The 26,832-nt window shown below is 56.9% G+C and carries 25 protein-coding genes and 1 pseudogene; 23 read left to right on the top strand and 3 right to left on the bottom strand.

The window, feature by feature from the left end; translation table 11 throughout:
• From KDN35_RS07840 to KDN35_RS07785, 12 genes are all read left to right on the top strand, one after another.
• A partial coding sequence (locus KDN35_RS07840; RefSeq protein ID WP_212132485.1) for a spore germination protein occupies positions 1-526 on the top strand: 526 nt, incomplete at its 5' end.
• Between the two features lie 151 nt (positions 527-677).
• On the top strand, positions 678-2,723 hold the full coding sequence (locus tag KDN35_RS07835) for a molybdopterin-containing oxidoreductase family protein (RefSeq protein ID WP_171564592.1): 2,046 nt from the start codon (positions 678-680) through the stop codon (positions 2,721-2,723).
• A gap of 495 nt (positions 2,724-3,218) precedes the next feature.
• On the top strand, positions 3,219-3,932 hold the full coding sequence (locus tag KDN35_RS07830) for an urease accessory protein UreH domain-containing protein (RefSeq protein WP_171564593.1): 714 nt from the start codon (positions 3,219-3,221) through the stop codon (positions 3,930-3,932).
• A 116-nt stretch (positions 3,933-4,048) separates the two neighbouring features.
• A complete protein-coding gene (locus KDN35_RS07825) occupies positions 4,049-4,135 on the top strand; it encodes a YjcZ family sporulation protein (RefSeq protein ID WP_171564742.1) in 87 nt (28 codons plus the stop codon).
• A gap of 115 nt (positions 4,136-4,250) precedes the next feature.
• Positions 4,251-4,544: a hypothetical protein gene (locus KDN35_RS07820; protein ID WP_212132484.1), complete on the top strand. Its 294-nt coding sequence runs from the start codon at positions 4,251-4,253 to the stop codon at positions 4,542-4,544.
• A gap of 176 nt (positions 4,545-4,720) precedes the next feature.
• Positions 4,721-5,482, top strand: a complete 762-nt coding sequence (locus KDN35_RS07815; RefSeq protein ID WP_171564595.1) for an N-acetylmuramoyl-L-alanine amidase family protein — start codon at positions 4,721-4,723, stop codon at positions 5,480-5,482.
• Between the two features lie 650 nt (positions 5,483-6,132).
• Positions 6,133-7,125, top strand: coding sequence for an iron-hydroxamate ABC transporter substrate-binding protein (locus KDN35_RS07810; protein WP_212132483.1), 993 nt, complete (start codon positions 6,133-6,135; stop codon positions 7,123-7,125).
• A gap of 25 nt (positions 7,126-7,150) precedes the next feature.
• Positions 7,151-8,158: a FecCD family ABC transporter permease gene (locus KDN35_RS07805; RefSeq protein WP_212132482.1), complete on the top strand. Its 1,008-nt coding sequence runs from the start codon at positions 7,151-7,153 to the stop codon at positions 8,156-8,158.
• A 4-nt stretch (positions 8,159-8,162) separates the two neighbouring features.
• Positions 8,163-9,173 (top strand): FecCD family ABC transporter permease, encoded by a 1,011-nt coding sequence (locus KDN35_RS07800; protein WP_212132489.1) that lies wholly within the window; start codon positions 8,163-8,165, stop codon positions 9,171-9,173.
• Between the two features lie 12 nt (positions 9,174-9,185).
• Positions 9,186-9,953, top strand: coding sequence for an alpha/beta hydrolase (locus KDN35_RS07795; protein WP_171564599.1), 768 nt, complete (start codon positions 9,186-9,188; stop codon positions 9,951-9,953).
• Positions 9,954-9,968: 15 nt separating this feature from the next.
• Positions 9,969-10,304 (top strand): antibiotic biosynthesis monooxygenase family protein, encoded by a 336-nt coding sequence (locus tag KDN35_RS07790; protein ID WP_171564600.1) that lies wholly within the window; start codon positions 9,969-9,971, stop codon positions 10,302-10,304.
• 81 nt (positions 10,305-10,385) lie between these two features.
• On the top strand, positions 10,386-10,802 hold the full coding sequence (locus tag KDN35_RS07785) for a hypothetical protein (RefSeq protein ID WP_171564601.1): 417 nt from the start codon (positions 10,386-10,388) through the stop codon (positions 10,800-10,802).
• A gap of 142 nt (positions 10,803-10,944) precedes the next feature.
• Here KDN35_RS07785 and KDN35_RS07780 read toward each other — a convergent pair whose 3' ends face one another.
• Positions 10,945-11,598, bottom strand: coding sequence for a YcnI family copper-binding membrane protein (locus KDN35_RS07780; protein ID WP_171564743.1), 654 nt, complete (start codon positions 11,596-11,598; stop codon positions 10,945-10,947).
• Between the two features lie 2 nt (positions 11,599-11,600).
• The gene (locus tag KDN35_RS07775) at positions 11,601-13,184 is read right to left on the bottom strand and encodes a copper resistance CopC/CopD family protein (protein ID WP_212132481.1); all 1,584 of its coding nucleotides are present in this window, start codon (positions 13,182-13,184) and stop codon (positions 11,601-11,603) included.
• Between the two features lie 175 nt (positions 13,185-13,359).
• Here KDN35_RS07775 and KDN35_RS07770 point away from each other — a divergent pair.
• Positions 13,360-13,874 (top strand): annotated as a pseudogene (locus tag KDN35_RS07770) (LLM class flavin-dependent oxidoreductase); the annotation flags it as partial.
• Between the two features lie 142 nt (positions 13,875-14,016).
• The gene (locus KDN35_RS07765; RefSeq protein ID WP_212132480.1) at positions 14,017-14,883 is read left to right on the top strand and encodes a DNA/RNA non-specific endonuclease; all 867 of its coding nucleotides are present in this window, start codon (positions 14,017-14,019) and stop codon (positions 14,881-14,883) included.
• A gap of 107 nt (positions 14,884-14,990) precedes the next feature.
• Here the strand turns inward: KDN35_RS07765 and KDN35_RS07760 are convergent, their stop codons facing one another.
• Positions 14,991-16,526, bottom strand: coding sequence for an NAD(P)H-hydrate dehydratase (locus tag KDN35_RS07760; RefSeq protein WP_171564604.1), 1,536 nt, complete (start codon positions 16,524-16,526; stop codon positions 14,991-14,993).
• A gap of 448 nt (positions 16,527-16,974) precedes the next feature.
• Here KDN35_RS07760 and KDN35_RS07755 point away from each other — a divergent pair, with 448 nt between their 5' ends.
• The 9 genes from KDN35_RS07755 (at position 16,975) to dgoD (ending at position 26,815) form a co-directional block, all read left to right on the top strand.
• Entirely contained in the window at positions 16,975-18,279 is a 1,305-nt protein-coding gene (locus KDN35_RS07755; protein WP_171564605.1) for an MFS transporter, read from the top strand.
• A 46-nt stretch (positions 18,280-18,325) separates the two neighbouring features.
• A complete protein-coding gene (locus KDN35_RS07750; protein WP_171564606.1) occupies positions 18,326-19,288 on the top strand; it encodes a 2-hydroxyacid dehydrogenase in 963 nt (320 codons plus the stop codon).
• Between the two features lie 72 nt (positions 19,289-19,360).
• Complete coding sequence (locus tag KDN35_RS07745; protein ID WP_171564607.1) at positions 19,361-20,392, top strand: TRAP transporter substrate-binding protein; 1,032 nt, start codon at positions 19,361-19,363, stop codon at positions 20,390-20,392.
• Between the two features lie 99 nt (positions 20,393-20,491).
• Positions 20,492-20,983 carry a TRAP transporter small permease gene (locus KDN35_RS07740; RefSeq protein ID WP_171564744.1) on the top strand — a complete coding sequence of 164 codons (492 nt, stop codon included), beginning with the start codon at positions 20,492-20,494 and terminating at the stop codon, positions 20,981-20,983.
• Entirely contained in the window at positions 20,980-22,257 is a 1,278-nt protein-coding gene (locus tag KDN35_RS07735) for a TRAP transporter large permease (RefSeq protein WP_212132479.1), read from the top strand. Before KDN35_RS07740 ends, KDN35_RS07735 begins: the two co-directional genes overlap by 4 nt.
• A gap of 12 nt (positions 22,258-22,269) precedes the next feature.
• Complete coding sequence (locus KDN35_RS07730) at positions 22,270-23,295, top strand: C-terminal binding protein (RefSeq protein ID WP_171564609.1); 1,026 nt, start codon at positions 22,270-22,272, stop codon at positions 23,293-23,295.
• 27 nt (positions 23,296-23,322) lie between these two features.
• A complete protein-coding gene (locus KDN35_RS07725) occupies positions 23,323-24,375 on the top strand; it encodes a TRAP transporter substrate-binding protein (protein ID WP_171564745.1) in 1,053 nt (350 codons plus the stop codon).
• A 13-nt stretch (positions 24,376-24,388) separates the two neighbouring features.
• The gene (locus tag KDN35_RS07720; protein WP_212132478.1) at positions 24,389-25,651 is read left to right on the top strand and encodes a nickel pincer cofactor-dependent isomerase, group 22; all 1,263 of its coding nucleotides are present in this window, start codon (positions 24,389-24,391) and stop codon (positions 25,649-25,651) included.
• A 15-nt stretch (positions 25,652-25,666) separates the two neighbouring features.
• A complete protein-coding gene (gene dgoD / locus KDN35_RS07715) occupies positions 25,667-26,815 on the top strand; it encodes a galactonate dehydratase (protein ID WP_171564611.1) in 1,149 nt (382 codons plus the stop codon).
• Positions 26,816-26,832 lie beyond the last annotated feature (17 nt).

The following is a 26,832-nucleotide window of genomic DNA, read 5'->3' as shown; positions in this document are numbered from 1 at the left end:
ACGTGTCAAGGTGGCGTTTCCTATCTTTATGGAAATTTTTATCATGGAATTCATCATAGAGATCATCCGGGAAGCTGGCGTCAAGCTGCCCAGGCCGGTCGGACAGGCGGTCAGCATCGTCGGCGGTATTGTGATTGGGCAGGCGGCTGTGAACGCCAACCTGGTCAGTCCCGTGACGCTTGTCATCGTCGCACTGACCGCGATCTCCTCCTTTACGTCGCCTGTGTATTATCTCGGCATCACACACCGGATTCTGCGTTTCTTTCTGCTGGTCTGCAGCAGTCTGCTGGGGACGTACGGATTCATCCTGGGCCTGCTCTTCATCCATGCCCATGTGGCCAGGCTGGTTTCGTTCGGGGTTCCCTATCTGTCGCCGTTTTCTCCGTTGCGTTTGCGCGACTGGACGGATATGCTGATTCGCATTCCGATGAAAAAGCTGCGTACGCGTCCAGCGTTTCTGAAAACGCGCAAGCCCAAGAAGGGAGAGGACACCCCGATGGTGCAGCGCGACCGGCGAAACACGTGAAGGCATCGTTGGCGACAAGGGAGTTGACAGGTGCGAAATCAAGCGCGTATCGTGATAAGATAAACGAAAAAAAGTCACGATCGTCGAGCAGAGCAACTGCGTATGCCGGGCAGTTGGTTCCATCGTGTAAAAACGGGAGAGGAGATACACTGTGGAGCACTACGCCAATCAGCCAAGTGGAGTTTTTCCGTCTGTCTGCTCACTGGATTGTCCGGATCAATGCGGTCTCCTTGTACACAAAAAAGATGGAAAGATTGTGAAAATCGAGGGCGATCCCAACCATCCCGTCACCCGGGGAGCTATCTGCAACAAGGTACGAAACATGACAGCGCGAATCTACGACCCCAAACGGCTCTCCTATCCGTTAAAGCGTGTGGGCGTAAAAGGGGAAGGCAAATTTGAACGAATCAGCTGGGACGAAGCGATTGAAACGATTGCTGCCCGCTGGAAGGAATTGATTCGCAGCGAGGGGCCGGAAAGCATCCTGCCGTACAGTTTCTACGGCAACATGGGCAGGCTCAGTGCGGAATCGATGGACCGCCGGTTTTTTCACCGCCTGGGCGCAAGCAGGCTGGAGCAAACGATTTGCAATGCAGCCGGAACAAAAGGGTACGAGTATACCATGGGCGGCAGCTTTGGGACGGACCCCGAGGATACGGTCCATGCCAAGCTGATCATCATGTGGGGGATTAATGCGGTCAGCACAAACATGCACCAGGTGGCGCTTGCCGAGAAAGCGCGCAAAAACGGAGCCCAGGTCGTCGTGATCGATGTGCACAAAAACCAGACCGGACGTTGGGCAGACTGGTTTATTCCGATCATGCCCGGGACGGACAGCGCACTTGCCCTTTGCATAATGCATGTGCTGTTTGCCGAAAACATGGTGGACGAAGATTTTCTCCGCCAGTATACCGTAGGGCATGAGGAGCTTCGGGAGCATGTAAAGCGGTACGAGCCCGCTGCCGTTTCCGCCATTACGGGTGTTCCCGTGGAGGATATTGTCCGGCTGGCCCGCATGTACGGTCAAGTGTCCCCATCTTTTATCCGCATCGGAAACGGGCTGCAGCATCATGACAATGGCGGCATGTGCGTGCGGACGATTGCCTGTCTACCCGCGCTTACCGGCCAATGGCTGAAAAAAGGGGGCGGAGCGATCAAGGGGAACGGAGAGTACCTGCGGTTCAACAAGCAGGCGCTGCAGCGTCCTGATTTGCGCGCCGATAATCAGGCGCGCCTGATCAACATGAATCAGCTGGGGGATGCCCTGCTTGAGCTAGACCCGCCGGTGCGTTCGCTGTTTGTGTACAGCAGCAACCCGGCTGTTGTGGCCCCGGAAGCCAACAAGGTGCGCCGCGGGCTGGCCCGCGACGATCTGTTTACCGTCGTGCACGACATGTTTTTGACGGAGACGGCCATGTATGCCGATCTCGTGCTTCCGGCGACATCTTCTTTTGAAAACACGGACTTTTACACCTCGTACTGGCATCACTACATTCAATTGCAGCGGCCAGTGATTCCGCCGTATGGAGAAAGCAGGTCCAATGTGGAAGTGTTCCGCCTGCTGGCGAAAGCGATGGGATTTGATGAACAGGCATTTCAGGACACGGAGGAGGAGCTGATCCGGCAGGCGCTTTCCAACCACCGGAACCCGTATCTGGAAGGCATCGACTATGAAACACTGGTGGAGAAGCAGTATGTCAAGGCAAATGTAAAACCCCTGTTTCCGGGACGCCTTCCTACACCCAGCGGGAAAATCGAGCTGTATTCGGAAAGGATGGAGCGGGAAGGATATCCGCCGCTGCCGACGTATGTGCCGCTTGCCGAAGCCGAAGACGGCGATTACCCGTATTGGTTTATTCCGGCGCCCAATCATAATTTCCTCAATTCGACTTTCTCCCATCAAGACAAGCACGTGCAGCTGGAAAAAATGCCTCGACTGCACATGAATGCTGCCGATGCGGCACGGGCCGGAATCAACAACGGGGATAAGGTGCGGGTCTGGAACGAACGTGGCGAGTGTGAACTGGTCGCCGCCATAGGCGAGAATGTGCTGCCCGGCGTAGTGGTAAGCCAGGGGCTCTGGGCGGATATGACAGGCACGAAACGGTTGGTGAATGCGCTCACGCCGGACCGTCTTGCGGACATGGGCGGCGGAGCCACCTTCTTTTCTGGACGCGTCAACGTGGCAAAAGCCTAGCTTGCGGCACAGTGAGAGCCACACCCACTTTGGCGGGATGTGGCTCATTCGTGTATGCTGCTTGCTGTCGGAACCATTACCTGATCACGGCAGCAGCAGCGAGGGCTGCATGCAGCTGGGGCACTTAATAACCCCTTCTCCAGGGACGTCGGCAGCATTCCGGGGGACAGCGTCTGCAAAAGTCCGGACAGAATCGCCGGCGCGGCGGACGATATTGCGATGGAGATTGGGCGGGCCAATACGATTGGTCCCACGATTCTGTCGACCAATAAGGCGATTGTGTGGACCATTGTTCGGACGATTGGTCATGCCATTGTCCAGGATAATTGTACATACACATCACCCTCTTTTCTATATTCTGGCATTACCATACCTGTATATTCGCGTGCCGACACGCTTGCATAGGCAAGCAACATTCACAGATGAAAATAGGGTTGCCACCCATCGGAAGATTTGATAGGTAAAAATGGAAAAAGAGAGGGCGGAATCACAGATATGGAAGCGAGTTTGTTGTCGGTGCTGGCAGTTGCGTTTGTATTGGGGATCAAACATGCGATTGAACCGGACCATGTGATCGCGGTATCCACGGTCGCCACGCAGACGAAGCGATTGGGGAATGCGTCGTTGGCCGGTTTGTTCTGGGGAATCGGACATACCGCCACGCTGTTTGTCGTCGGCATGGTATTTCTTCTGGTAAAGAACGGCATTCCCGAAAAAGTGGCCATGTCGTTGGAGTTCCTCGTCGGGATCATGCTTGTATACCTGGGCGTTACGAGTCTTCGTTCCCGTAAGAAACGGCACATCCAGGTGCATGAGCATGAACATGACGGGGAACTGCACAAAAATGCCTTCTCGCACGTACAGAGCGAGTCCCGCAAACACCTGCAACGGGTGTCGTACGGAAAATCCCTGCTGATCGGACTGGTGCATGGGTTGGCGGGCAGCGCTGCGCTCGTCCTGTGGACAATGGCTGCGGTGAAGAGTGTATGGGAAGGCGGCCTGTATATCCTGGTATTTGGGGCCGGCACGATTATCGGTATGCTCCTGACCACGACGATCATCGGGATTCCCTTCGTCATCAGCGCGAAAAACGCCGGAATAAGCCGCGTGCTGACACAATTGACCGGAGGGATCAGTGCCGTGTTTGGCCTGTATTACATGTACAACCTCGGCGTTGTAGAGGGGTTGTTCAGGATGTGGCTGCAATAGGGGCATTCGTATCGTGATGCAAAAGAAATTTTTGTCACCATGGGTACGCGTATAAGCATTTCCTACCTTTTGTACATAGAGTATGACGACTACATGTGCGAAAGGAGGAATTGCATATGGGTATCTTCCATCGTGATGGGTTTGCGCTGGCATTGGTATTGTTCATACTGCTGGTCATCGTCGGGTGTGATTGCGACTGTTAAAGACGGCGATGATTGCGCTGAGGTGCAAAGGGGCTCCCCCTTTGCTTTTTTTCACTTCTCGCAGTGTACGTGCCCATAGACGCTGAGTACACCGTCACGAAAAAGAGGTGATTGCATGCGCAAAATCAAACCAGACGGCGAATACCCTCAGGAATTTCACGATTGGCTCAGAGCCAACAAGGTGCCCAAGCGGGAGCGAAGGAACCCGGAAGCGCTGCAGAAGCACTTTCAGGAATGGAAGAAGATCAATGCGCCTCGCAGGCGATCCTTGTTTGCCTTTCCCAAACTCAACCTCGATTTGGGAACCATTGTCGATCAGGTGAGGACAGTCAGCGAACTGCTGCAGACGCTGCAACAGGCAGGCGAGTTGATTCGTCCTCAGAAAAAACATCACGATGATATGATGTAAAGGGGGCATACGTCCCTCTTTTTTGTTGACGAGAGGGTTTTCGAAGTCCCCCTGCATGCACACGGACATGAATTCACCCCGCAGGTTGTCTATACTGCGTCACAGCGGAATCGGCGGCGCATGTCCGCTTTTTCGTTGGAACATACTACGAAAAAAGCCGGAAAGGTAGAGGGAGAATGAAGCGAACATGCGTCGTGTTCACGGCGTTTCTGCTCCTGTATCCTGGGCATGCCATTGCTTTCAGTCAGGCAATTTCTCCCATCCATGTGATCATTGATGCGGGACACGGGGGGATTGACGGGGGAACCTCTTACGGAGGCCTGTACGAAAAGGACATCAATTTGGAAATTGCGCGACGAGTGTATCATCAATTGTCCGCCGAAGGGTATCAGGTGATCCTCAATCGCACCGGGGATTATGCGCTGAGTGATGAAAATCGGTGGTCCAAAACGTCATCCCGTCACAAGCGCGACTTGGCGCAGCGGCGGGGCCTGGCTGCCGCATTGGACCCGCAAATCATGGTCAGCCTGCATGTGAACTGGTCTACAAACCCAAACACGCGCGGGGGACTTGTGCTGTATCAGCAAAACCATCAAAGTTTCCTGCTTGCGGACATCTTGCAGCATCACTTAAACGAACTGTATGGCAAAAAGGATGAACCAAAAGCGGGAAAGACGTATTATTTGCTGCGCCACTCCATATGTCCGACTGTGATTGTGGAAATGGGATACATCAGCAATGCGCGGGATCGGGAGCAGATGACGCGTCCGGAAAAGCAGGCCGAACTGTCGAGAGCGATTTGTTCCGGCATTCGCGAATACTTCCTGCTGGTGGGCAGCATGCAGAAGGACGACCTCGAGAAAGCGTCGTGGACTCAATTTTGGAAAGATGTGTGGCAGAAGGGAAAGCAGTTGTGGGAAAAAATTCAGGCGATGTAGCGGCGGATCGCACAGCACCGCGGAACGTCAATCAGCAGAGGGAGAGCAGTTGCTCTCCCTTTCAGCGTGTAGACAAAGTCCGTGGCGCATGGGTGATCGGGCCCGCTCGCTCTCTTGACGACCAGCAAAGTAGTGGATATTGTTCGCTGCAAAACGCGACGCGGGCAGGGGACAAACATCTGGGCATTTCGACGAAGTGAGACTTGTGTCCCCTGTATTCCCCGCGTCTAGCGTTTTTCCGCTGTGCAGGTCGTCAAAGGAGCTCGCTTGGCCCATCACTCCATGCCGTGTACTTTTTCTCCACCTTCGGTTTGATTAATCTGCAGGCCTTTCGGCCTGACAACGATGAAAGATGGTTTTACATTCGGAACTTCGATCAAAAAAATACAGTTTGTCATCAGTCTGAAAAGGAGAGCAGCTGCTCTCCCTTTGTTCGTTCCCCAGGACGTCGCGTCAACCAATGGCTGGCAGAAGTGAATGCGGACTGCCCATCAGCGAATCGTGGAGGAATATGTACGGATGTGATCTGGATTTTGTCCATGCTGTTTTCTGTATATTGTCCATGTTCATCAACGTCTTTCGTCCTTAGAATTAGCAATGAGAATCATCCTCAATTACTAGAGGGGTTGCTGAAAGGAGATTTACTGTACATGAAAAAGGGATTAAAGCGTGCAGGGACGGGGTTCGTCGCCCTGCTCATGCTGTTGTTGGCGGCTTGCGGTTCTGCTGACAAGACTGCCACGACGAAAGTGAACAACAGCGCGGGTAATGTGGTGCCCGCCGGAAATACGGCTGAACAAACGACGAGAACAGTCCGCTATCTGGACAAGGATTACAGCGTCCCGGCCAAAGTGGAACGGATCGTCATCACCGGAAGCCTGGAAGCGATGGAGGACGCCGTCGTGCTTGGCGTGCAACCGGTCGGCGGTATTACCATCGGGGGAAAATTCCCGGACATATTCAAGGAGATTACCGGGTCGACGGTGTCGATCGGCGAGAAGACGCAGCCGAATTTTGAGACGATTCTCCAATTGAAGCCGGATGTCATCCTGGGCACCTCCAAGTTCAAGCCGGAAGTCATGGAAAAGCTGGTCAAAATTGCGCCGACGTTTCCGTACTCCCACATTTCCACCAACTGGGAGAACAATCTCCGCCTTCTCGCGGAGCTGACGGGCAAACAGGACCTGGCCGAACAGGCGCTTGAGAAATACAAGGCGGATGCGGAAGCGGCCAAGGCACAGCTGGGCGAGAAGCTGAAAGGCAAAAAGGTTGTAGTCATCCGCTACAGACAGGGCAACATCAACATCTACCCGGAGAATGTATACTTCAACGACACGCTGTACAAGGATTTGGGCCTGGAAGTGCCGGAACCGATCAAAGCGGCCAAGGCGCAGGAGACCATTTCCCTGGAAAGGTTCAGCGAAATGAACCCGGATTACGTGTTCGTACAGTTCTCCCTGGATGAAAACGCGCAGCATCCGAAAGCGCTGGAAGAGGTGCAGGCCAATCCGATCTGGCAGAGCATCAATGCAGTCAAAAACAACAGGGTGTACGTGAACGTCGTCGATCCGCTTGCCCAAGGCGGCACAGCGTGGAGCAAAATCAACTTTCTGAAAGCTGCCGTGGAGAAACTGTCCCAGTAATCTTGAACAAGGCGTGTAAACGGACATGAGACGAAACTTTCCACTGCCGGCCCTGATTTTGGGGCTGTCACCGATTGCGATTGCAATCGTCATCCTGACATCCATTCTCTACGGCGCACGGAATATAGAGGCACACGTGGTGTGGGAGGCGTTCGTTCATTTTGACGCCGGCAACGTGAATCATCAGATTGTCATGCACTCGCGGCTGCCGAGAGCAATCGGCGCCATCCTGATCGGCGCATTCCTCGCCATGTCAGGCGCACTCATGCAGGGGATGACAAGGAATTACCTGGCGTCCCCTTCCATTATGGGCGTGACGGACGGTTCGGCGTTCGTCATCACTCTTTGCATGATCCTGCTGCCGGACGCTACGTCCCTGGACATGATCGCGTTTTCGCTGATCGGCTCGGCACTGGGGACGGGGATGGTATTCGGCATGGCCTCCCTGGTGCCAAACGGGATGTCACCGGTGCGCATGGCGATTATCGGCACTGTCATCGGAACGTTTCTGAGCAGCACATCGGCGGCACTTGCGAGTTATTTTCAAGTCTCGCAAAACGTCAGCTTCTGGTACAACGCCCGGCTGCACCAGATCGACCCCGGCATGATCAAGGTGGCCGTGCCCTTTGCCATCGTCGGAATCGTGACGGCCCTGCTCATCTCCCGCTCGATTACCGTGCTTAGTCTGGGCGACGAAACGGCCATCGGCCTGGGACAGCGGACCACCTTGATCAAGGCGGTCGCTACCGCCGCCGTCGTCATCCTGACCGGCATTTCCGTCGCGTTGGCCGGAAAAATCGGATTTGTGGGACTCATCATTCCACACGTGGCCCGATTTCTGGTCGGATTGGACTATCGCTGGATCGTCCCGTGCTCCGGCGTGCTTGGCGCTGTCTTTTTGGGACTTGCCGATGTCCTGAGCCGATTCCTGAATGACCCGTTTGAGACGCCGGTCGGCGTTGTCTGTGCGCTCTTCGGCGTTCCTTTCTTCCTCTACCTGATCCGCACGAGAGGGGGGAAGAAACATGCGTAGGAGCATGGAACGGCGCTATTGGATGACGCTCGTCGCCGGCGCAGTCCTTTTGCTTGCCGTCGTCTATGTCAGCCTGACAAACGGCGTATTCAATCTGACCGTCACCGATGTGATCAAAACGTTGCTGCGCATCGATCCGGTGCACGAGCACGACATGGTCGTCTTCGAGTTTCGTCTGCCGCGCATTGTCATCGCCGCGTTTGTCGGCTTTGGTCTCGGGATCGCCGGAACCGTCGTTCAAGGGATTACGAAGAACGGGCTGGCCGATCCTGGCATTCTCGGCATCAATGCGGGAGCGGGATTTGCCGGCGTCCTGTTCATGCTTCTGTTTGAAGGAAAAATGATTGGAGCAAGCCTGCTTTCCATCATGGCGATGCCCATGTTTGGCCTGGCGGGCGGGTTGATGGCTGCCGGTTTCATCTACCTGTTCGCGTGGAGAAACGGCAGACTGGAACCGGGAACGCTGATCCTCGTCGGCATTGCCGTCGGTTCAGGGCTGTCCGCGGCGACGATTTATCTGTCGCTCAAGATGAATCCGCAGGATTACGAGATGGCGGCGGTGTGGTTGACAGGAAGCATCTGGAACGCCAACTGGAACTACGTGCTGTCCATGATTCCGTGGTTTCTTTTGCTCGTTCCGGTCGTTTTCCGCAAAGCGCCGATCCTGGACGTGCTTCAATTGGGAGAAGAGAGCGTGAAAGGTCTGGGCGTGCGAACGGAAAAAGAGAAAAGCGTGCTGTTGATCGCAAGCATCGGACTTGTCAGCGCGTGCGTTTCCGTATCCGGCAGTATCGGGTTTGTCGGACTGCTGTCTCCGCATATCGCCAAACGGCTGGTCGGCTTGCATCATCGGCGCGTGATGCCGATTAGCGGACTGGTCGGCATGCTGCTGGTCGTCATTTCCGATTTTATTGCCAAAACCGTCTTTTCCCCAGCCGAACTGCCGGTGGGAATCGTCATATCCATCGTGGGCGTGCCGTATTTCGTCTATTTGCTGTTCCGGGCAAAAATGTAGGAGGTAACCGCCGTGAAGGGCACAATCATCACTGATCATATCGGAGAGAGGGAACTTGCGATCTATCTGCCGCCCTCGTATCCGGACGGTGCTGCCTCGTTCCCGGTCGTCTACGTGCACGATGGCGGCGATTTGTTTGCAGAACAGGCGGATTCTTCTTTGCGTCCCGCTGCTTCTCTGCAGGAAATCGAGCGGAAGTTTGCCAGCGGAGAACTGGCCGAACTCATCATGGTCGGCATCGCACCGGTCGACCGGATTCATGAGTACACCCCCTGGTTTGCCAAGGCCTTGTCGGAGCGATTCGCTGACTTCGGCGGCAGAGGGGCGGAATACCTCGCGTTTATCGTCGAGCAGGTGAAACCGCATATCGACAGCAGGTACAAAACCAATCGCCGTCCCGATCAAACGGGAATCATCGGCAAATCGCTCGGGGGTCTCATCTCACTGTACGCCGCGTACCTGTACCCCGGTGTGTTCGGCAAAATTGGCTCCATTTCCGGTTCGTTCTGGTACGAAGGGTTTGCAGACTACATGCGCGAGCAAAAAATGGCGCAGACCGGGCTGAGACTCTATCTGGACGTAGGAAGTTTGGAAGGAGAAGGGAAGCAGACCGTGCAGCGGGAAATGGTCGCGCGCACAAAAGAAGCGTATGCCATACTGGCGGCCAGCGGGTTAAACGGGAAACAACTGCGGCTGCATGTGGAGGAGGGCGGACGGCACGAGCTTTCCTGCTTCCGCAGCCGATTCCCCCAAGCGCTGTCATGGCTGTTTCAGAAATAGAAGGGAGTGAGTGCTGTGTTCGTGGAAACCAAGAACCTGATCGTGAAAGAAGGCACCTCTGATCTGGTGGTCGAGCGGTTCAAAAGAGAAGGGGCCGTTGAAAAATCGGAAGGATTTATTGATCTGAGCGTGCTCGTCAAACGCAGCAAAAAAGGGGAAGAAGAAGTTATCATCATGATCCGCTGGGAATCCAGAGAGGCATGGAAAAAATGGGAGCTGAGCGAAGCCCATCTGGAAGGCCACAGGCAGGCGAGAGGCAAGCCGAAGCCGGATTATATCATCAGCTCCAGCCATCATCTTTACGATGTGAAAGCATTCAAGAGCGGCAGGAAACAGTCGGATCAACAGTGATAGGAAATATTTACCATACAGGATGCAGATGTTATCATAACATCATCTGCATCCTATTTTTTACAGATGAGGAGGGGAAAAATGAGACGCGTTCCGCTCGCAGTCATGCTGACCCTTGCCGCGATACTGCTTTCATCATGTGCGGATAACTCCCCATCGCCAGATACAGAAAATACAGCACATGAAGCGGCAAGCTGGCCGTACCCATTTGTGGTTGTCGAAAACCGTGTGTATGTCATTAAAAATGATGAAAACAACGACGAGCTGGTAGCAAAAGAAAAGATCGGGGAACAAATTGGAATCGTGCAGGAGAAATACGAATATCCACGGGATGTAGAACCATCTTCACTTATCATTCACTCAAATTATCTGGAGGAAGGGACAAAGCTGTTCACGATCAAGGACGTTGATCCGAGTGTTCAGATTGCCTTTGAAAAAAGTGAGGGGGTATTCGTCAAGGCCACGGAGAAAAGTGCTGTTCCAAAAACGAACGAATAGCTGGCATGGGCGCTGCTCGCTCTCTTTACGACCGGCAGAGCAGTGGATCGGGTCCGCTCCAAAACGCGGCCCGGGCAGGGGGCAAACATCAGGTTATCCAAGATGTGAGACGTGTGCCCCCTGTTTCCCCCGCGTCTGCGTCCTACGCTTTTTTCCGGAAGAGGCTGATCACCGAGATCAGCAGCGCCAACCCGGAGAGCACCAGCGGCAGCGTGCTGCCGGTCGAAGAAGAACTGTTCTGTGCCGCCGGAGCCGCAGCCTGACCAGCTTCGTTGTTCCCTGAGTTCCCTGCTGCTTTATGCTCATCGGCATGGTCATCGGCGGTTTGGGCCGCTTCCTTAACCGCGACGGTAGGGGCCGGCGTGTCAGACCCTGCGGCACCTGTCCACTCGACGACCGTGCCATCGGCGTACGTCTGAGTTGCATTCCATATCAGCGTGCCCGGTTCGGCGGGGTTTTTGGCGGAGAGGCCGAACTCCATGAATTCATGCGGCTTGATCCCGTCGGCGGTGGCTGTCCAGGTGATCGCCTTGAACCGGCCGTCCGCGTCTTTTTCCCATTCGTAGGTCCAGCCGGGGGCCGGCAGAACCGTACCCACTTTTACACCCGCCGGGAATTCCAGCCGCACCTTGATAGTATTGCTGTCCTTTTCCACCGGGACGCGAACGGTATAGCGTTCATACGAGTTCGCGTTCGTTTCCTTCGGCCAGACCGTGACGTGGGCGCTAGCCGTTCCCGCGAAGGTCAGAAGCGCTCCGGCGACAGCGAGCGAGCTTGCCCATTTGTTCCAGTTCATCTTCATCGTGTTTCTCCTCCTCCTGGTATAAACAGCGTGTCGGTGAATGCTGCATGTGTCCCATCGTGGAAGGCGGCGTCAATCCGATAGGTCCACGTTCCGTACATGGAAAACGGAATGTCCGCCTGATAACGCCCCGTACCTGTCCGCTCAGCAGGGATGGGCTGCCTGTTTATCTCCGCATCCGGCTTGGATACCTGCACCTGGACTTGCCGCGGCTCGGTCATCGGTGCGGGGAACTCGATGGTCATGATCTGCGTGCCGGGTGCCACTCGCGGGATCTTGACCACCACTTGCGCGTCAGCGGCAGGAAAGGTTTTGGCGTAGGACGTCACCGGCAGGGGATAGGCCGACTGGCTCATCCAGACGCCGGCCAGCAGGGCCAGTGCACCCGCCCGCCACTCCCAGCGCAGCAGCGCGGGCGACGTCAGGCGGCCGTGCTTTCGCCACCGCAGGGTCTGCGCGATCGCAAGCGCCAGCATCACGCCGGTCAGCGCCAGCTTGAGGCCAAGCAGCACGCTCCACGTCTGCCCCTTCCACAAGACTGCCCAATCCGTTTGCTGGACGGTCAAGGCAGCGCCGGAGAGCAGGGCAGTGGCGGACGCGAGCAGCGCCAGCCGAACAAAGAACCGGCGGAGCGCCCCCCACTCGATCGCGTCACCGCTTTTCCTCGCCCGGCGCATCGCCAGGACCAGGCCGGTCAGCGCCCCCAGCCAGAGCGCCAGGCCGAACAGATGCAGGATTCGGAACGAGGCGGCCAGCCACACCGGCTGAATGCCCCACGCGTGCCCGCCAAAGGCCAGCGCTCCCACGGCCAGTGCCCACATGACCAGGTACCAGCCTTCCACCATGCCCGGGACGGCGGCGAGCAGCATGCACACAAGCTGCGCCCCGACCATCACGAGGAAGGGGGATTGTCCGAGGAGCGCCCACTGTCCTTTTGCAAACACCGATGTCAGAGCGTTCCCCGGCAGGGACGCCAGGTAGAGAAGCCCTTCGGCAATCAATCCGACGACGATGACGATCCACACCGCCAGCCGCCTGCCTCCGGTTGCGCGCATGTCTGCTGGCCAGCCGCGTCGTCGGCCGAGCCAGGAGATCCAGTGAAGGCCGGCTGCGATCAACAGCGTTCCTTCCACGACGTAGCGGATCACCGCCAGAATGCGGTCGAGCAGGGCGGAAGTTCCATCCGATACGGGGGCGATGGTTCCGGACGCGGAACGCCCGACGGAGAACGTGAAAGACCCGTTGACCGGATGACCGTCTTCGGAGACGACGGACCAGACTGCGGTGTATGTGCCATCGGGCAGTTTCGGCGGTTCAGCCCGCATCCGGGCGGCGTTGCCCGCTGTCAGATGGGGGCCTGTCAGCGCAATCGAACGGCCGTGTTCATCGTACAGCTTGAGATCGATCAGCCCTTCTTCCAACGGCTCGCTGAACTCCAGCGCAATCTCCCCGGGGCTGGCTTGCACGACTTGTCCGTCTTGGGGGATGGTAGCCAAGAGACTGGCATGGGCAAACACAGGGGGAGAGCCCGCGCAAAGCAGCATCAACAGGATAAACCAGCACACAACCATTCGTTTCATGAGATTCACCTGACTTGAAAGTGTGGTCACACCTTTTTTACCCTACCAAGAAAACAGACAGAGGAGAATGGCTCACTCGGGCTATTATGCAGGCATGGAAAATGGCTTTTTCATGAACAAAACGTACAGGGACTGCATATGATTGACGCTGCCATGAGAGAGGGTGAGTTTCCCCAAAGCCGGCTTTGAATTCGCGCTGGTCCAGACTCGCTTTGTGCCAGCTACGACGCGGAAAATCAGTTGGAAGCCATAACGCTTGCGTCCGCCCTTGCAGCCGTCACGCAAAAAATCAAACTCATTGCCGCTGTGCTGCCCGGATTATGGCATCCGGGATGGTGGCTAAGATGATTTCCACGCTGGATCAGATCAGCCATGGTGGGCAGCGGTCAATGTGGTCAGCGGGTGGTTCAAAGGCGAATTCCACGCGTTCGGCGAACCGTGGCTGGATCACGATGAACGGTACAGGCGTTCGGAAGAATTCATCCGCGTTCTCAAACAGATGTGGTCCGAAGAAGAGACCGTGTTTTCGCGGCGATTTCTACCGGATTAACGGCGGTGCGCTTTGCCGGTCAGGCGTCGCCGGAACGGCAGGGGATGTGGGCGAATTTCGATTTTGTGAATCTTGTGCAGTACAATGATGGGTTCAAGACAGGACTCATCGGAACGGCGGAACAGGTGGCCGATCGGATCAGATGGGCGTCGATCTTTACAAAACCTCCTTTCTTTCGTCAAAGGATTCGATAGACGGGCTGTCGAAATGTTGATGCAGGAAACGCGGCGCAGCAAATGCAGCCCGGATTTTTATCACGACGGAGAAAGGGAGGAATCGGGGATGGGCTATGATCCTGTTTTTCTGGGAGAACGGCACGAAGTTCCTCTGCCTGTGCTGCTGGGAAAAACGGTGGAAGACGCGTTGGAAAACGGGAGGGTGTACGACTTTACCCACTTCTCCATTGTGATGAACAAACGGCGAAAGTTTGCGGTTTATTCTGCTGCATGCGTGGATAAAAGCCGATTCGTCAACATACCGCGCACCAACCGGTTGTGGCATCTGGATGACCGCATCGGGGCAATGAATCAGGTCGGGCCGGAATACTATGCGCAAAATGACTATGACAAGGGGCATCTGACGCGCAGAAGAGACGTATGCTGGGGAGAGCGGCACGAAGCGGAAAAAGCCAACCGGGACTCGTTCTGCTATGCCAATATCGTCCTGCAGCACCACAACTTCAACACGGGGGTGTGGAACTGTCTGGAGGATTGGATTCTGAACCGTATGGAAAGCGAGAAAAAATTAATCGTGTATACCGGGCCGATTTTCAGGGAGGACGACGAAGAGTACTGCGGCGTGCGGGGCCAACCGGGCTGCCAGGTGAAAATTCCCTTTGGCTTCTGGAAAAGCGTGTTTTTCGTGGATGGGCAGCACCGGTTGAAAAGTTTGTCGTTTCTCATTCGCCAAAGTCCGGAGCGGTTCAACGACGCCTGTGAGTATCGGCGACTGCAGACGTATCAGGTGCCGCTGACCACCATTACCAGAGAAACGGAGCTGCTGTTCAAACACACGCTCTATGAGGCAAATCCCCTGTACTTCTGGCCGTACCGTCTGGCTGCCGCCGGCTGCTTGGTCACACCGGAGAGACATCTGATTACCCAACCAGCCGACATCATTATGGATCGGAAGAAATCAGTGACGGATTGAATAAAACCGGTCGTTTGTGGACTGTCCCCTGCTCTCGCAGGGGACGGTTTTTTGTCTTCCCGCCAAGGTTATCATCGACACGGTACAGGACGTCAAGATGTCATCCGCTACAATTCCTCAAGGATGTCCGTTGCAATCAGCGAATACCCCGACGGCCGCTTGGCTGCTGCGCGGTCACCGGCGGACCCGTGGAGCCAGACGGCGAGACATGCTGCGTGGTCGGCGGGAAGTCCTTGGGCGAGCAATCCGCCAATCATTCCGGCCAGGACATCGCCGGCGCCGCCTGTCGCCATTCCGGGGTTGCCGGTCGGGTTTATGTACACGCTGCCGTCCGGTGCAGCGACTACCGTACCGGCTCCTTTCAGCACCAGCGTCAGTCGGTGGCGACGGGCATAGGAGCGGGCCAGCTCGATCCGGTTCTGCTGTACCTCGCTTGTCGTCACGTTGGCAAGTCGGGCCATCTCGCCGGGGTGAGGGGTCAGGATGGTGGGGGTTTCGCGCTTCGGCCAGGATGAGAGGTCAGCGTCAGCCAGAATGTTCAAGGCGTCGGCATCCAGGACCAGCGGACTGTTCGTCTCCTCCCACAGCATGCGCAGCCAGTCCGCATCGCCGGGAAAGCGTCCCAGCCCCGGGCCAATGACAGTGACGCAGCGGCTGCGGACCAGTGCGATCAGCTTTGCCCGGGCTTCCGGCAGATTCCACTTCCCGGGAAGCCCGGCCAGCATCACTTCGGGTACATGTCCGATCAGCGCGGGGAGGAGTGCGTCGGGCATTACCCAGGTCACCAGCCCGCTGCCTGCACGAAGCGCTGCTTTGCTGCAGAGCAGCCCGGCCCCGCTCATCTCTCGGCTGCCTGCCACGACAAGCACGTGTCCGTAGGTTCCCTTGTGGGTGTCGGCTTGACGCGGCAATCGCGGATCCAGCCGGAACCGTTCGCGAAACAATTGTTCGCCGAGCAGGAAGGTTTGGATGCCGAATGTGTCGGCAAGTGACGGCCAGATACCGATGGGGCGTACGACGACCTCTCCCGCCTTGTCCAGGCCGCCTGTCTGAACCAGCCCCCGTTTGAGAAAAGCGAGGGCCACCGTGCGCACTGCCCGAATGCAGGGATCGTGGGGCACGCCGGTATCCGCGTCCAGACCGCTGGGAATGTCGGCGGAAATGATCGGCAGCCCGCTCGCGTTCGCTTCCCGGATCAGATCCGCGTAGGGGCCGCGCGGCGCGCCTTTGCTGCCCGTCCCCAACAGCGCGTCGACGATTCCGTCAAATGAGCGCCAATCAACAGGGGAAGTGCCGTACACGATGGAGGGTATCCCCAATCGCCGCGCGATTTCCTGCTGCCGCGCGGCTTCCCCTGTCAACTGTTCCGGCGATTGTGCAAAAAGGAGGGTGACGTCTACGCCGTTTTCCATCAGATGCCGCGCCGCCACCAGTCCGTCACCGCCGTTGTTCCCTTTTCCGACGAGGATCGCCCAGCGGGGGGGTCGTTTCCCTTTGTCAATCCCGTGAGTGCGGGAATACTCCTGAACGTCGCGGGCGATGGCGCTGCCCGCGTTTTCCATCAGTACGGCGGCAGGAATGCCGATAACGTCGATTACATGCCGGTCCATCTTTTGCATCTCTTCGGCGGTTACCACATACATGGATCGCGGACTCCTTTCCCAAAACGACTTCGTGTGACCTCATCATACCACAGGGAAGGGGATTTGATGGTCGATTTTGCCTGTGCGGCGGGTTCTCCTGCAATCGGACGTCAAGGCAAGATTAAATCAAAGGAGTGTGGATCATCCCCGGCGGAAATAGCTGAAGAAAAGGAAAAAAATTCATTGACAGCACCGTGCGAGGCCGATAGTATAAGTATTAACAGAAAATAAAGAATAGACTGAACTGAGAACATGGTTTTATATGATAAAACATGACTGATTCCGCCGCCTGTGCATGGCAAATTTTTTTCTTTGAAAGAATGACAGCGCTTTCCATCGTGCACTGACGGGTGTTTGTGGACATGATGCTGTGCCTGTGTTGTGCCGTTATTGTAAAACATAGTTTTATATTATAAAACAATAAATCCATTCCTGAGGAGGTTGTCCTATGCCATTCCTGTCGCCAAAAGCAGAACACTCCCTACAGGCCAGGCACAATGTTCGCTGGACGGTCGTGGTGTGGTTGTTGATCGGCGGAATCATCAATTACCTGGACAGGGCCAACTTGTCCATCGCCGCGCCGGAAATGATGAAGGAACTGGGGCTGAGCAAAACCGATATCGGGCTTCTGGGAACGGTGTTTTCCTGGTCGTACGCGCTGATGCAGCTTCCTTCGGGATGGCTGGTTGACCGCTTTGGAGCCAAAAAGGTGTATTCCATCGCCGTGATCTGGTGGAGTCTCGCAACGATGATGACAGGTGCCGTGAGCAAACTGTCTTCCCTGATCGGTACCCGCCTGCTGCTCGGCATCGGAGAAGCTCCCTGTTTCCCGACGGCGGCCAAGATCACGTCGTACTGGTTTCCGAAAAAAGAACGCGGCCTGGCTACAGGGATTTGGGACTCCTCGTCCAAATGGGGTCCGGCGATTGCGCCGCCAATCCTCGTGTTCCTGCTGATCAGCTTCGGCTGGAGGGCGCTGTTTTACATCACAGGCTTGCTCGGCATCGTGTTTGTGATCTTCTTCCTCATCTTCTACAAAAATCCGGAGAACAGCCGCAAACTGTCCCCCGAAGAACGTGCCTATATTCAGTCCGACGGAGCCGGAACCGAGCAGGGCATTCAGCAGTCCGGCATCAAATGGCGCACCCTGTTTACATACCGAAGCGTATGGGGGATGATTCTCGGCTTTTTCTGCACCATCTGGATCTGGAACATCTTTCTCATTTTCCTCCCTCTCTATCTGGTAGAAGTTCACCACATCTCACTGACGGAGCTGGGGATATACGCCAGCATTCCATGGATCGGCGGAATCTTCGGCAATATCTTCGGCGGGTATCTGACGAAAAAACTGGCTGACAAGGGAATCGCCGAGCCGATGCACGCCAAACGGATGCTGATCGGCATTTGCGCCCTGGCTGCCGCCGCCGTCGTCGTGATCATTCCATTCGTGCACGGCATTGGGACAACGATTACGCTGATGACATTGGCTGTCTGCTTTATCTCGGCGATTACCGGCAGTGCGTGGGCGCTTGCCGGAGATATCGCTCCCCCGTCAATGGTGGCGTCGGTCGGTTCGATTCAAAACTTTGGCGGTTATTTTGGCGGCGCGTTCTCCCCGGTTGTTGCCGGAATGATCGTTGATACGACCGGTTCATATGCGCTCGCCTTTATATCGGGAGGCGTGATCGCCGGATGCGCAGCATTGTGTTACTGGTTGCTTGTCAAAAAACCGATTGGGGAAAAGCAGGCCTGATCGATCGTTTGCATACATCTGCATACATCGCGTGAGGAGGATGGATATGAAGCCGCATGTGTATGTAACTGTGCCGATTCCGGCGCAAGTGGAAGCGTATCTGGCGGAGCACTGCGAATACCGCAAGTGGGAGGGAGAGGCCCCGATTTCCCGCGAGGAGCTGCTGCGGGAGATTGCCGATGCGGAAGGGTTGCTGACAGTCGGCGGGCGGATCGACAGCGAACTGTTGGACCATGCGCCCAGGCTGAAAGTCGTCAGCAATATCTCCGTCGGCTACAACAATTTTGACCTGGCAGCGATGAAACGGCGCGGCGTGATGGGGACAAATACGCCGCATGTACTGGACGAGACGGTGGCAGATCTGGCGTTTGCGCTGATCCTGTCCGCTGCCCGCCGCATCCCCGAGCTGGACCGGCTCGTCAAGGACGGCAAATGGGAGAGGAAGCACGACGAGTGGCTCTTTGGGCTGGATGTGCACGGCAAAACGCTGGGCATCATCGGCCTGGGCCGGATCGGCGAAGCGATCGCCAGGCGGGCTGTACACGGCTTTCGCATGAATGTGCTGTACCACAATCGCCGCCGTAAACCGGAAGCGGAGCAAACGCTGGGGATCACCTACTGTTCCTTGGAAGACCTACTGCGGCAGTCCGATTTCGTCCTGCTGATGGTCCCGCTGACCGAGCAGACGAGGCGCATGATGGGCCGCGAACAGTTTGCGCTGATGAAACCGACCGCGATTTTCATCAACACGTCGCGCGGTGGGACGGTAGACGAGGCCGCCCTGATCGAAGCATTGCAGGAGAAACGGATCTGGGGTGCAGGACTCGACGTCTTTGAAGAAGAGCCGACGCCGCCTGACAATCCGCTGCTGCGCATGCCCAATGTCGTAACGCTGCCGCATATTGGCTCGGCTACACGCGAGACGCGGTTGGCCATGGCAAAGCTGGCGGCGCAAAATCTCGTTGCCGCACTGCTCGGGAAACGGCCGCCCAATCTCGTCACCGAATGAAGGTGTGGCTGCGAGCATGAAATAAAACTTGGTTTTGTCATATCAAACAAGCGATGCTAGGTGGGATGTCAAGTGAAAAAACGTCTGTTGACCCTGTCCATCGCGGCGGCGGTGCTGCTCTCCGGCTGCGGAGCGCAGCAAACGACAGGCAGCGGTTCGCCGGGGGCAGGGAGCGGTGCCAAGACGCACACGTTGAAAGTGGCCAACTACTTCGCGACCGACCATCCGCAGAACGTGGCCCTGCGCGAAAAGTTCAAACCGATGGTGGAAGAAATGTCGGGCGGCACGCTGAAGGTGCAAATCTTCGACAACAGCCAGCTGGGGGCGGAGAAGGAATTTTACGACGGGGTGCGCAACGGCACCATCGAAATGGGAATCCCGGGCTTGATCATGCAGGCGGACATTCCCAAGCTGGCTGTGGGTGAGTGGCCGTTTTTGTTCAAGGATTTTGCCCATGCCAAAGCCGTCTTTACCGGCCCGATCGGCGAAGAGCTGACAGAAGAACTGGAGAGCAAACACGGCGTGCATCCGCTGGCGTGGAGCGCCAACGGTTTTCGGATGTTCTCCAGCAACCGGCCGATCAGCAAGCTGGATGATTTCAAAGGACTGCGTCTGCGCATGCCCAACATCCCCAACTACATTCGGCTGGGCCAACTGCTGGGGGCCAATGTGACGCCGATGCCCATCTCCGAAGTGTTTACGGCGCTGGAACAACGTGTAGTAGACGGACAGGACAACCCGATCGCCACCCTGAGAGCCTCAGGCTGGTACGAAGTTCAGTCGGATGTGCTGGAGTCCCGCCACATGTTCAGCCCCAACCTGTACATCATCAACGCGAAATTGTGGAACGAGCTGACGCCCGAGCAGCGGCAGATCATCGAGCAGGCCGCAAAAGCGTCGGCCGACTACGAGTGGGAGCTGATGGAAAAGAGCTACGAAGCGGACAAAGCCTTTCTCCAGGAACACGGCATCCGCTTCACGACGCCCGACGATTCGTTCCGGCAGGCGATGGAAGCCGCGGCTCAGCCGCTCTATGACGAAATCTATCAGACGTATCCGTGGGCAAAGGAAATGGTAGAAAAAATCAAGGCTGCGGCCAAGTAGGGCGGGCAGGCTGACAAGAAAGGGGGAGATTTTGTGGAAAACGTCCTGCACTTCTTGAATCGGGTGCTGAATGGCGTCACTGCGGTTTCGCTGGCAGTGATGGCCATTCTCGTATTCGGCAACGTCGTGCTGCGGTATGTCTTTAATTCGGGCATTACCTGGTCCGAAGAAATGTCGCGCTTCCTGTTTGTCTGGATGACGTTTTTGGGGGCCATCAGTGCGTTGAAAGACAATGAACACTTAGGAGTAGACATATTCGTCAAGAAGCTGTCGCCCCGGATGAAAAAAGCGGTGTTTGTGCTGACCAACGGGATCCTGCTCTACGTGCTGTGGCTGGTATTGGACGGCAGTTGGAAAATGACGCTGATCAACATGGACAGTATGGCACCGGCGACGGGATTGCCGCTCGCGTGTGTGTACGGCATCGGGATTGTCACGAGCATCTCAATGGCGGCCATCATCGTGTGCAATCTGTACCGGGTGCTGTTTGGCAAGCGTTCCGTCGAAGAATTTATCCGCGCGCGGGAATCGGAAGAGGAGCTGTTGGTGTCGGGTCAACAGCAGGTGATGTCGGAGGTGTCTGGTAAATGACGCTGGGCGTGTTTCTCGGGTCACTGCTGGGAGTGATGGCACTGGGGATGCCGATTGCGTTTGCCCTGCTGTTCAGCGGCGTCGCCCTGATGATTTACCTCGACATCTTCGACAGCCAAATCATCGCGCAAAACCTGATCAACGGTGCGGACAACTTTCCGCTGATGGCGATTCCGTTTTTCATCCTCGCCGGAGAACTGATGAACGCCGGGGGCATCTCCAAGCGCATCATCCAGTTTGCGCTGGCGCTCGTCGGGCACATCCGCGGCGGATTGGGCTATGTGGCGATCCTGGCAAGCATCATGTTTGCCGGGCTGTCCGGGTCCGCCGTGGCTGACACGGCCGCACTCGGCGCGATCCTGATCCCGATGATGGTGCAGGCGGGGTACGACCGCAACCGCTCCACCGGGTTGATCGCCGCCGGCGGGATTATCGCCCCTGTCATCCCGCCCAGCATTCCGATGATCATCTTTGGCGTGACCAGCGGCCTCTCCATTACAAAACTGTTCATGGCGGGCATTGTGCCGGGACTGCTCATCGGGGTCGGCTTGATGATCACCTGGTGGGTGATCGCCAGAAATGGCCGGTTTGAGACATACCCGCGCCGGTCGCTAAGAGAAATCCTGGCCGCGGCCAAAGGGGCAATCTGGGCACTCCTGCTGCCGGTGATCATCGTCGGGGGGCTTCGCGGTGGTGTGTTTACACCGACGGAAGCCGCGGTTGTCGCCGCTTTTTACGCCCTGCTCGTCGGCTTGGTCTTTTACCGGGAGTTGAAGCTGTCCCAACTGTACGACATTCTGGTATCCGCCGCCAAGACGACCAGCGTCGTGATGTTTCTCGCCGCAGCGGCGATGGTGTCCGCCTGGTTGATCACGGTCGCCAATATCCCGGCAGCGCTGACCGACTTCCTGGGACCGCTGGTTGACAATCCGCTGCTCCTGCTGATTGTGATCAACGCGGTGGTTCTGCTGGTCGGCACAGCCATGGATCTGACCCCGACCATTTTGATTTTGACGCCGGTGCTGATGCCTGTGATCGAACAGGCCGGGATTGATCCGATCTACTTTGGCGTCCTGTTTATCCTGAACAGTTGCATCGGCCTGCTGACCCCTCCCGTCGGCACCGTGCTCAATGTCGCCTGCGGCGTCGGGAAGATCGGCATCGAAGACATCATGAAAGGCGTCTGGCCGTTTTTGCTGGTCGAGGTCATGATTCTCGTCCTGTTGATTCTGTTCCCTGCACTGGTGACGGTTCCATTAGAGTGGTTGACGTAAGGAGGAGCGAACATGCAAAAGTGGAAAGTCGTCGTGACCGATTGGGAGTACAGCGATTTGCGGTATGAAGAAAGCGTGCTGGACAGCGAGCGGTTCGAGCTGGTGCCGGCGCAATGCCGCACGGAGGAAGAGGTGATCGCGGCATGCCGCGATGCCGACGCGCTGATCAACCAGTACGCGCCGATTACGAGCAAGGTGATCGACAGCCTGCAGAAATGCCGGGTGATCACCCGGTACGGCGTAGGGGTCAATACGATTGATCTCGAGGCGGCGACAGACAGCGGGATTTGTGTCGCCAACGTGCCCGATTACTGCATGGACGAAGTGTCCGATCACGCCCTTGCCTTGCTGCTCGCCTGGACGCGCAAGGTGGTTGTCGCCAATTCGCATGTAAAAAGCGGCGTCTGGGATTACAAAGTGACGCAGCCGATCAACCGCCTGCGCGGCAAAGTGCTCGGCTTGATCGGGTTCGGAAAGATTCCGCAGGCGCTGGCGGAGAAAGTGAAGCCGCTCGGGCTGCGCGTGATCGCCCACGATCCGTATGTGCCGCAAACGCTGGCGCAGGCAAAGGGGGTGCAGCTCGTCTCCCTTGATGAGCTGTGCCGGCTGGCCGACTTCATCTCCGTCCATGCTCCGCTGACCAAAGAGACGAAAGGCATGGTGGGCAGCGAGCAGTTTGCCGCGATGAAACCGCACGCGGTCGTGATCAACACGTCGCGCGGGCCGGTCATTGACGAACGCGCGCTAATCGACGCCCTGCGCACAGGCCGGATTGCCGGAGCGGCACTTGACGTGGTCGAGCGGGAGCCGATCTCCCCGGACAATCCCCTGCTGACGATGGAACAGGTGATTCTCACCCCGCATGTCGCCTGGTATTCTGAGGAATCTGCCGCGGAAATGAGGACGAAGGCGGCGATGGGGGTCGTCGATGTTCTGCTGTATGGAAAATATCCGCAATACCTGGTCAACACGCAGGTAAAAGAGAAGGTCCGCTTGAACGAACACGGTCTGGCGAACCGCGATGCGGTTGAAGCGTAAGCGATGGATCAAATGGAAAGGGGAGAAATGGGCATGAAATCATGGATGAAACACGGGATTATCAGCTGTGTCGTGCCGGCGCTGCTGCTGTTGGCCGGGTGCGGCGGCGGCAGCACCGCCTCTTCTGGATCACCGGCGGCCGGCGGGATTCAGGAGCGGACGATCAAGGCGGGAATTGGATTGAACCAGGAACATCCCGAAGGAAAAGGATTGAAAAAATTCGCCGAGCTTGTCAGCCAGAAAAGCGGCGGAAAGCTGAAGGTGCAGCCCTTTTACGATGCCCAGCTCGGCGACGACAAAAAAATGACCGAGGCGCTGCAGGGCGGACTGCAGGAGATTACGATTCCATCCACGTCGCCGCTGGTAGGCATGATCAAGGAATTCGGGATTTTTGACTTTCCGTTTGTGTTTCAAGACGAAAAGGAAGCGGACGCGGTGCTGGACGGTCCGCTCGGCCAAAAACTGCTGGAGAAACTGCCGGAACACAACCTGATCGGCTTGGGCTATTGGGAAAACGGGTTTCGCCACCTGACCAACAGCAAGCATCCGGTAAGGATAGCAGAAGACTTCAAGGGTCTGAAGATTCGCACGATGCAAAACCAGGTTCACCTCGAAGCGTTCCAGGCGCTGGGCGCCAACCCCACCCCGATGGCGTTCTCGGAAGTATTCAGCGCACTGGAGAGCAAAACCGTGGACGGTCAGGAAAATCCGCTGGCGACCATCAAGACGAGCAAATACGACGAAGTGCAGCGGTACCTGAGCCTGACGAAGCACGTCTATACGCCGTTTGTTTTCCTGGTGAGCAAGAAGTTCTGGGATAAGCTGTCCCCGGAAGAGCAGCAGATTTTGAGGGAAGCGGCCGTCGAAGCCGGCACCTACCAGCGCGAGGTGAACCGGGAGGAAAACCGAAAAGCGTTGGAAGAGCTAAAGAATCTCGGGATGGAGGTCAATGAGGTGTCCGATGAAGAACGGGCCAACATGCAGGCGATCATCAAGCCGGTGATCGACAAGTTCGCCAAGGAATTTGGCGAGGATCTCGTCAAGGAGATGTACGACCAGGTGGAAAAGGCGAGACAGTAAAGGAGGAACGGCCATGGGCATCTTGGAAGAACTGCTCCGCGACATCCCCCTTCCCCGGATGGTCAAGGTTCGGCAGCACTTTCACGCGCCGGAGATTGACGATGTGGCGTCTGCGGTTCGCCGGGCGATCACGGAAGCGGGTGTGCTGCGGCGAATCGCGCCGGGGGATCGGGTGGCCATTGCCGTGGGCAGCAGAGGCGTGGCAGACATCCCCACGATCGTCAGGGAGGTGGTGAGGGCGATCGCGTCAGTCGGCGGGCAGCCGTTTCTCGTCCCGGCGATGGGCAGCCACGGGGGAGCGACGGCGGCAGGACAGCGGGAGGTATTGGAATCCCTCGGCGTCACGGAAGCATTTGTCGGGGCTCCGATCATCTCCAGCATGGATGTGGTGGAAGTAGGCAGACTGCCCAACGGCCTGCCGGTCTACACCGACAAGCATGCGTATCACGCGGACAAGATTGTGGTGATCAACCGGATCAAGCCGCACACGGCGTTTCGCGGTCCAGTGGAGAGCGGTTTGCTGAAAATGATCACGATTGGTCTTGGCAAGCAAAAGGGAGCGGAGGCCGCGCACGCCTACAGCTTCAAGTACATGGCCGAGCACGTGCTGGAGATGGCCAAAATGGTGATCGCCAAAGCGCCGATCGTCTTCGGCGTCGGCACGATTGAGAATGCCTATGACCGTCCGGCGAAAATCGTGGCCATCCCGGCGGAAAAGCTGGTGGATGAGGAACCAAAGCTGCTGCTGGAGGCAAAGGCGCTGATGCCGAAAATTGCCTTCTCGCCGCTGGATGTGCTGGTGGTAGACGAGATCGGCAAAGACATTTCCGGGGACGGAATGGACCCGAACATCACCGGCCGGTATGCCACGCCATATGCCAGCGGCGGCGTGGAGGCGGCACGCACGGTCGTGCTCCGTCTGACCGAAAAAACGCACGGCAACGCCAACGGAATCGGATTGGCCGACATCACCACGCGGGCCGTGTTTGAGGCGATCGATTGGGAAAAAGGGTACGCCAACGCCTTGACCAGCACCGTCGTCGGGACGGTCAAACTGCCGATGTTTCTCGATACCGGCGAGCTGGCAGTCAAAGCGGCGATCAAAACGTGCAACGCTTTTGACCTGACCCGTGTCCGGCTCGTCCGCATCAAAAACACGCTGCATTTACAGGACATCTGGATTTCCGAAAGTCTGATGCACGAGGCGGAGCAGCGGGACGATATCGAGGTCGTAAGCGAGCCGCTGCCGATGGACTTTTCGGCCGATTATCCGTGAAAGCAGGTGAACAGATTGAAGATCACGGCCTTCAAGCTGTATCGGGTGGAACCCCGATGGCTGTTTCTAAAGGTGGAAACCGACGAAGGCATCGTTGGCTGGGGAGAGCCAATTGTCGAAGGCAGGGCGGGTACGGTGGAAGCGTGCGTCCGCGAGCTGAGCGACTACCTGATCGGCCAATCGCCGCTGCGGATCGAAGACCATTGGCAGACGCTGTACCGGGGCGGCTTTTATCGCGGCGGTCCGATCCTGACCAGCGCCATCTCCGGGATCGAGCAGGCGCTGTGGGACATCGCCGGCAAGTACTACAACATGCCCGTCTATCAAATGCTCGGTGGAGCCGCGCGTGACAAGGTACGCGTCTACTCGTGGATCGGCGGAGACCGCCCCCGCGACGTGGCAGCGGCGGCAAAGGAAAAAGTGGAGGCGGGTTATACCGCAGTCAAGATGAACGCCACCGAGGAAATGAACTACATCGACTCGCATGCCAAGGTGGAGGCGGTGGTTGACCGCATCGCCGCTGTGCGGGAAGCAGTCGGTAAGGACGTGGGCATCGGCATTGACTTTCACGGCCGCGTCCACAAGGCGATGGCGAAAGTGCTGGCCAAGGAACTGGAGCCGTACCGTCCGATGTTTTTGGAGGAACCGGTGCTGCCCGAAAACAATGAAGCACTTCGCGAAATCGCCCGCCACACCACCATTCCGATCGCCACAGGCGAACGCCAATACACCCGCTGGGGATTCAAGCAGCTTCTCATGGACGGCTGCGTGGACATCATTCAACCCGATCTGTCCCACGCCGGCGGCATTCTTGAGGTGAAAAAGATCGCCGCGATGGCGGAAGCGTTTGACGTAGCCGTCGCGCCGCACTGCCCGCTCGGTCCCATCGCGCTGGCCTCTTCGCTGCAGGTGGACGCGTGTACCCCAAATGCCGTCATTCAGGAGCAAAGCCTGGGCATCCACTACAACCAAGGCAGCGATCTGCTCGATTATCTGCTCGATCCGAGCGTGTTTACGTACAAGGACGGCTATGTAGAAATTCCGCGCGGCCCCGGTTTGGGGATCGACATCAACGAAGAAAAGGTGGAAGAGGCGGCGCGCAGGGGGCACAACTGGAAAAACCCGGTGTGGCGTCATGAGGACGGCAGTGTGGCCGAATGGTAGAACGATTGGAAGGAGGA

Origin of the sequence: Brevibacillus sp. NL20B1 (assembly GCF_018195675.1) — a bacterium.
Classification (GTDB): domain Bacteria; phylum Bacillota; class Bacilli; order Brevibacillales; family Brevibacillaceae; genus Brevibacillus; species Brevibacillus aydinogluensis.
Note: the sequence above shows the minus strand (reverse complement) of the source record. Positions and strands in the feature narration are given on the sequence as shown.

Bases quoted from the DNA above. Each gene is read 5' to 3' on its own strand.
- KDN35_RS07830 (WP_171564593.1), top strand. From the start codon at position 3,219: ATGGAAGCGAGTTTGTTGTCGGTGCTGGCAGTTGCGTTTGTATTGGGG.
- KDN35_RS07825 (WP_171564742.1), top strand. From the start codon at position 4,049: ATGGGTATCTTCCATCGTGATGGGTTTGCGCTGGCATTGGTATTGTTC.
- KDN35_RS07820 (WP_212132484.1), top strand. From the start codon at position 4,251: ATGCGCAAAATCAAACCAGACGGCGAATACCCTCAGGAATTTCACGAT.
- KDN35_RS07815 (WP_171564595.1), top strand. From the start codon at position 4,721: ATGAAGCGAACATGCGTCGTGTTCACGGCGTTTCTGCTCCTGTATCCT.
- KDN35_RS07810 (WP_212132483.1), top strand. From the start codon at position 6,133: ATGAAAAAGGGATTAAAGCGTGCAGGGACGGGGTTCGTCGCCCTGCTC.
- KDN35_RS07805 (WP_212132482.1), top strand. From the start codon at position 7,151: ATGAGACGAAACTTTCCACTGCCGGCCCTGATTTTGGGGCTGTCACCG.
- KDN35_RS07800 (WP_212132489.1), top strand. From the start codon at position 8,163: ATGGAACGGCGCTATTGGATGACGCTCGTCGCCGGCGCAGTCCTTTTG.
- KDN35_RS07785 (WP_171564601.1), top strand. From the start codon at position 10,386: ATGAGACGCGTTCCGCTCGCAGTCATGCTGACCCTTGCCGCGATACTG.
- KDN35_RS07780 (WP_171564743.1), bottom strand. From the start codon at position 11,598: ATGAACTGGAACAAATGGGCAAGCTCGCTCGCTGTCGCCGGAGCGCTT.
- KDN35_RS07775 (WP_212132481.1), bottom strand. From the start codon at position 13,184: ATGAAACGAATGGTTGTGTGCTGGTTTATCCTGTTGATGCTGCTTTGC.
- KDN35_RS07765 (WP_212132480.1), top strand. From the start codon at position 14,017: ATGGGCTATGATCCTGTTTTTCTGGGAGAACGGCACGAAGTTCCTCTG.
- KDN35_RS07760 (WP_171564604.1), bottom strand. From the start codon at position 16,526: ATGTATGTGGTAACCGCCGAAGAGATGCAAAAGATGGACCGGCATGTA.
- KDN35_RS07755 (WP_171564605.1), top strand. From the start codon at position 16,975: ATGCCATTCCTGTCGCCAAAAGCAGAACACTCCCTACAGGCCAGGCAC.
- KDN35_RS07750 (WP_171564606.1), top strand. From the start codon at position 18,326: ATGAAGCCGCATGTGTATGTAACTGTGCCGATTCCGGCGCAAGTGGAA.
- KDN35_RS07740 (WP_171564744.1), top strand. From the start codon at position 20,492: ATGGCCATTCTCGTATTCGGCAACGTCGTGCTGCGGTATGTCTTTAAT.
- KDN35_RS07735 (WP_212132479.1), top strand. From the start codon at position 20,980: ATGACGCTGGGCGTGTTTCTCGGGTCACTGCTGGGAGTGATGGCACTG.
- KDN35_RS07730 (WP_171564609.1), top strand. From the start codon at position 22,270: ATGCAAAAGTGGAAAGTCGTCGTGACCGATTGGGAGTACAGCGATTTG.
- KDN35_RS07725 (WP_171564745.1), top strand. From the start codon at position 23,323: ATGGGCATGAAATCATGGATGAAACACGGGATTATCAGCTGTGTCGTG.
- KDN35_RS07720 (WP_212132478.1), top strand. From the start codon at position 24,389: ATGGGCATCTTGGAAGAACTGCTCCGCGACATCCCCCTTCCCCGGATG.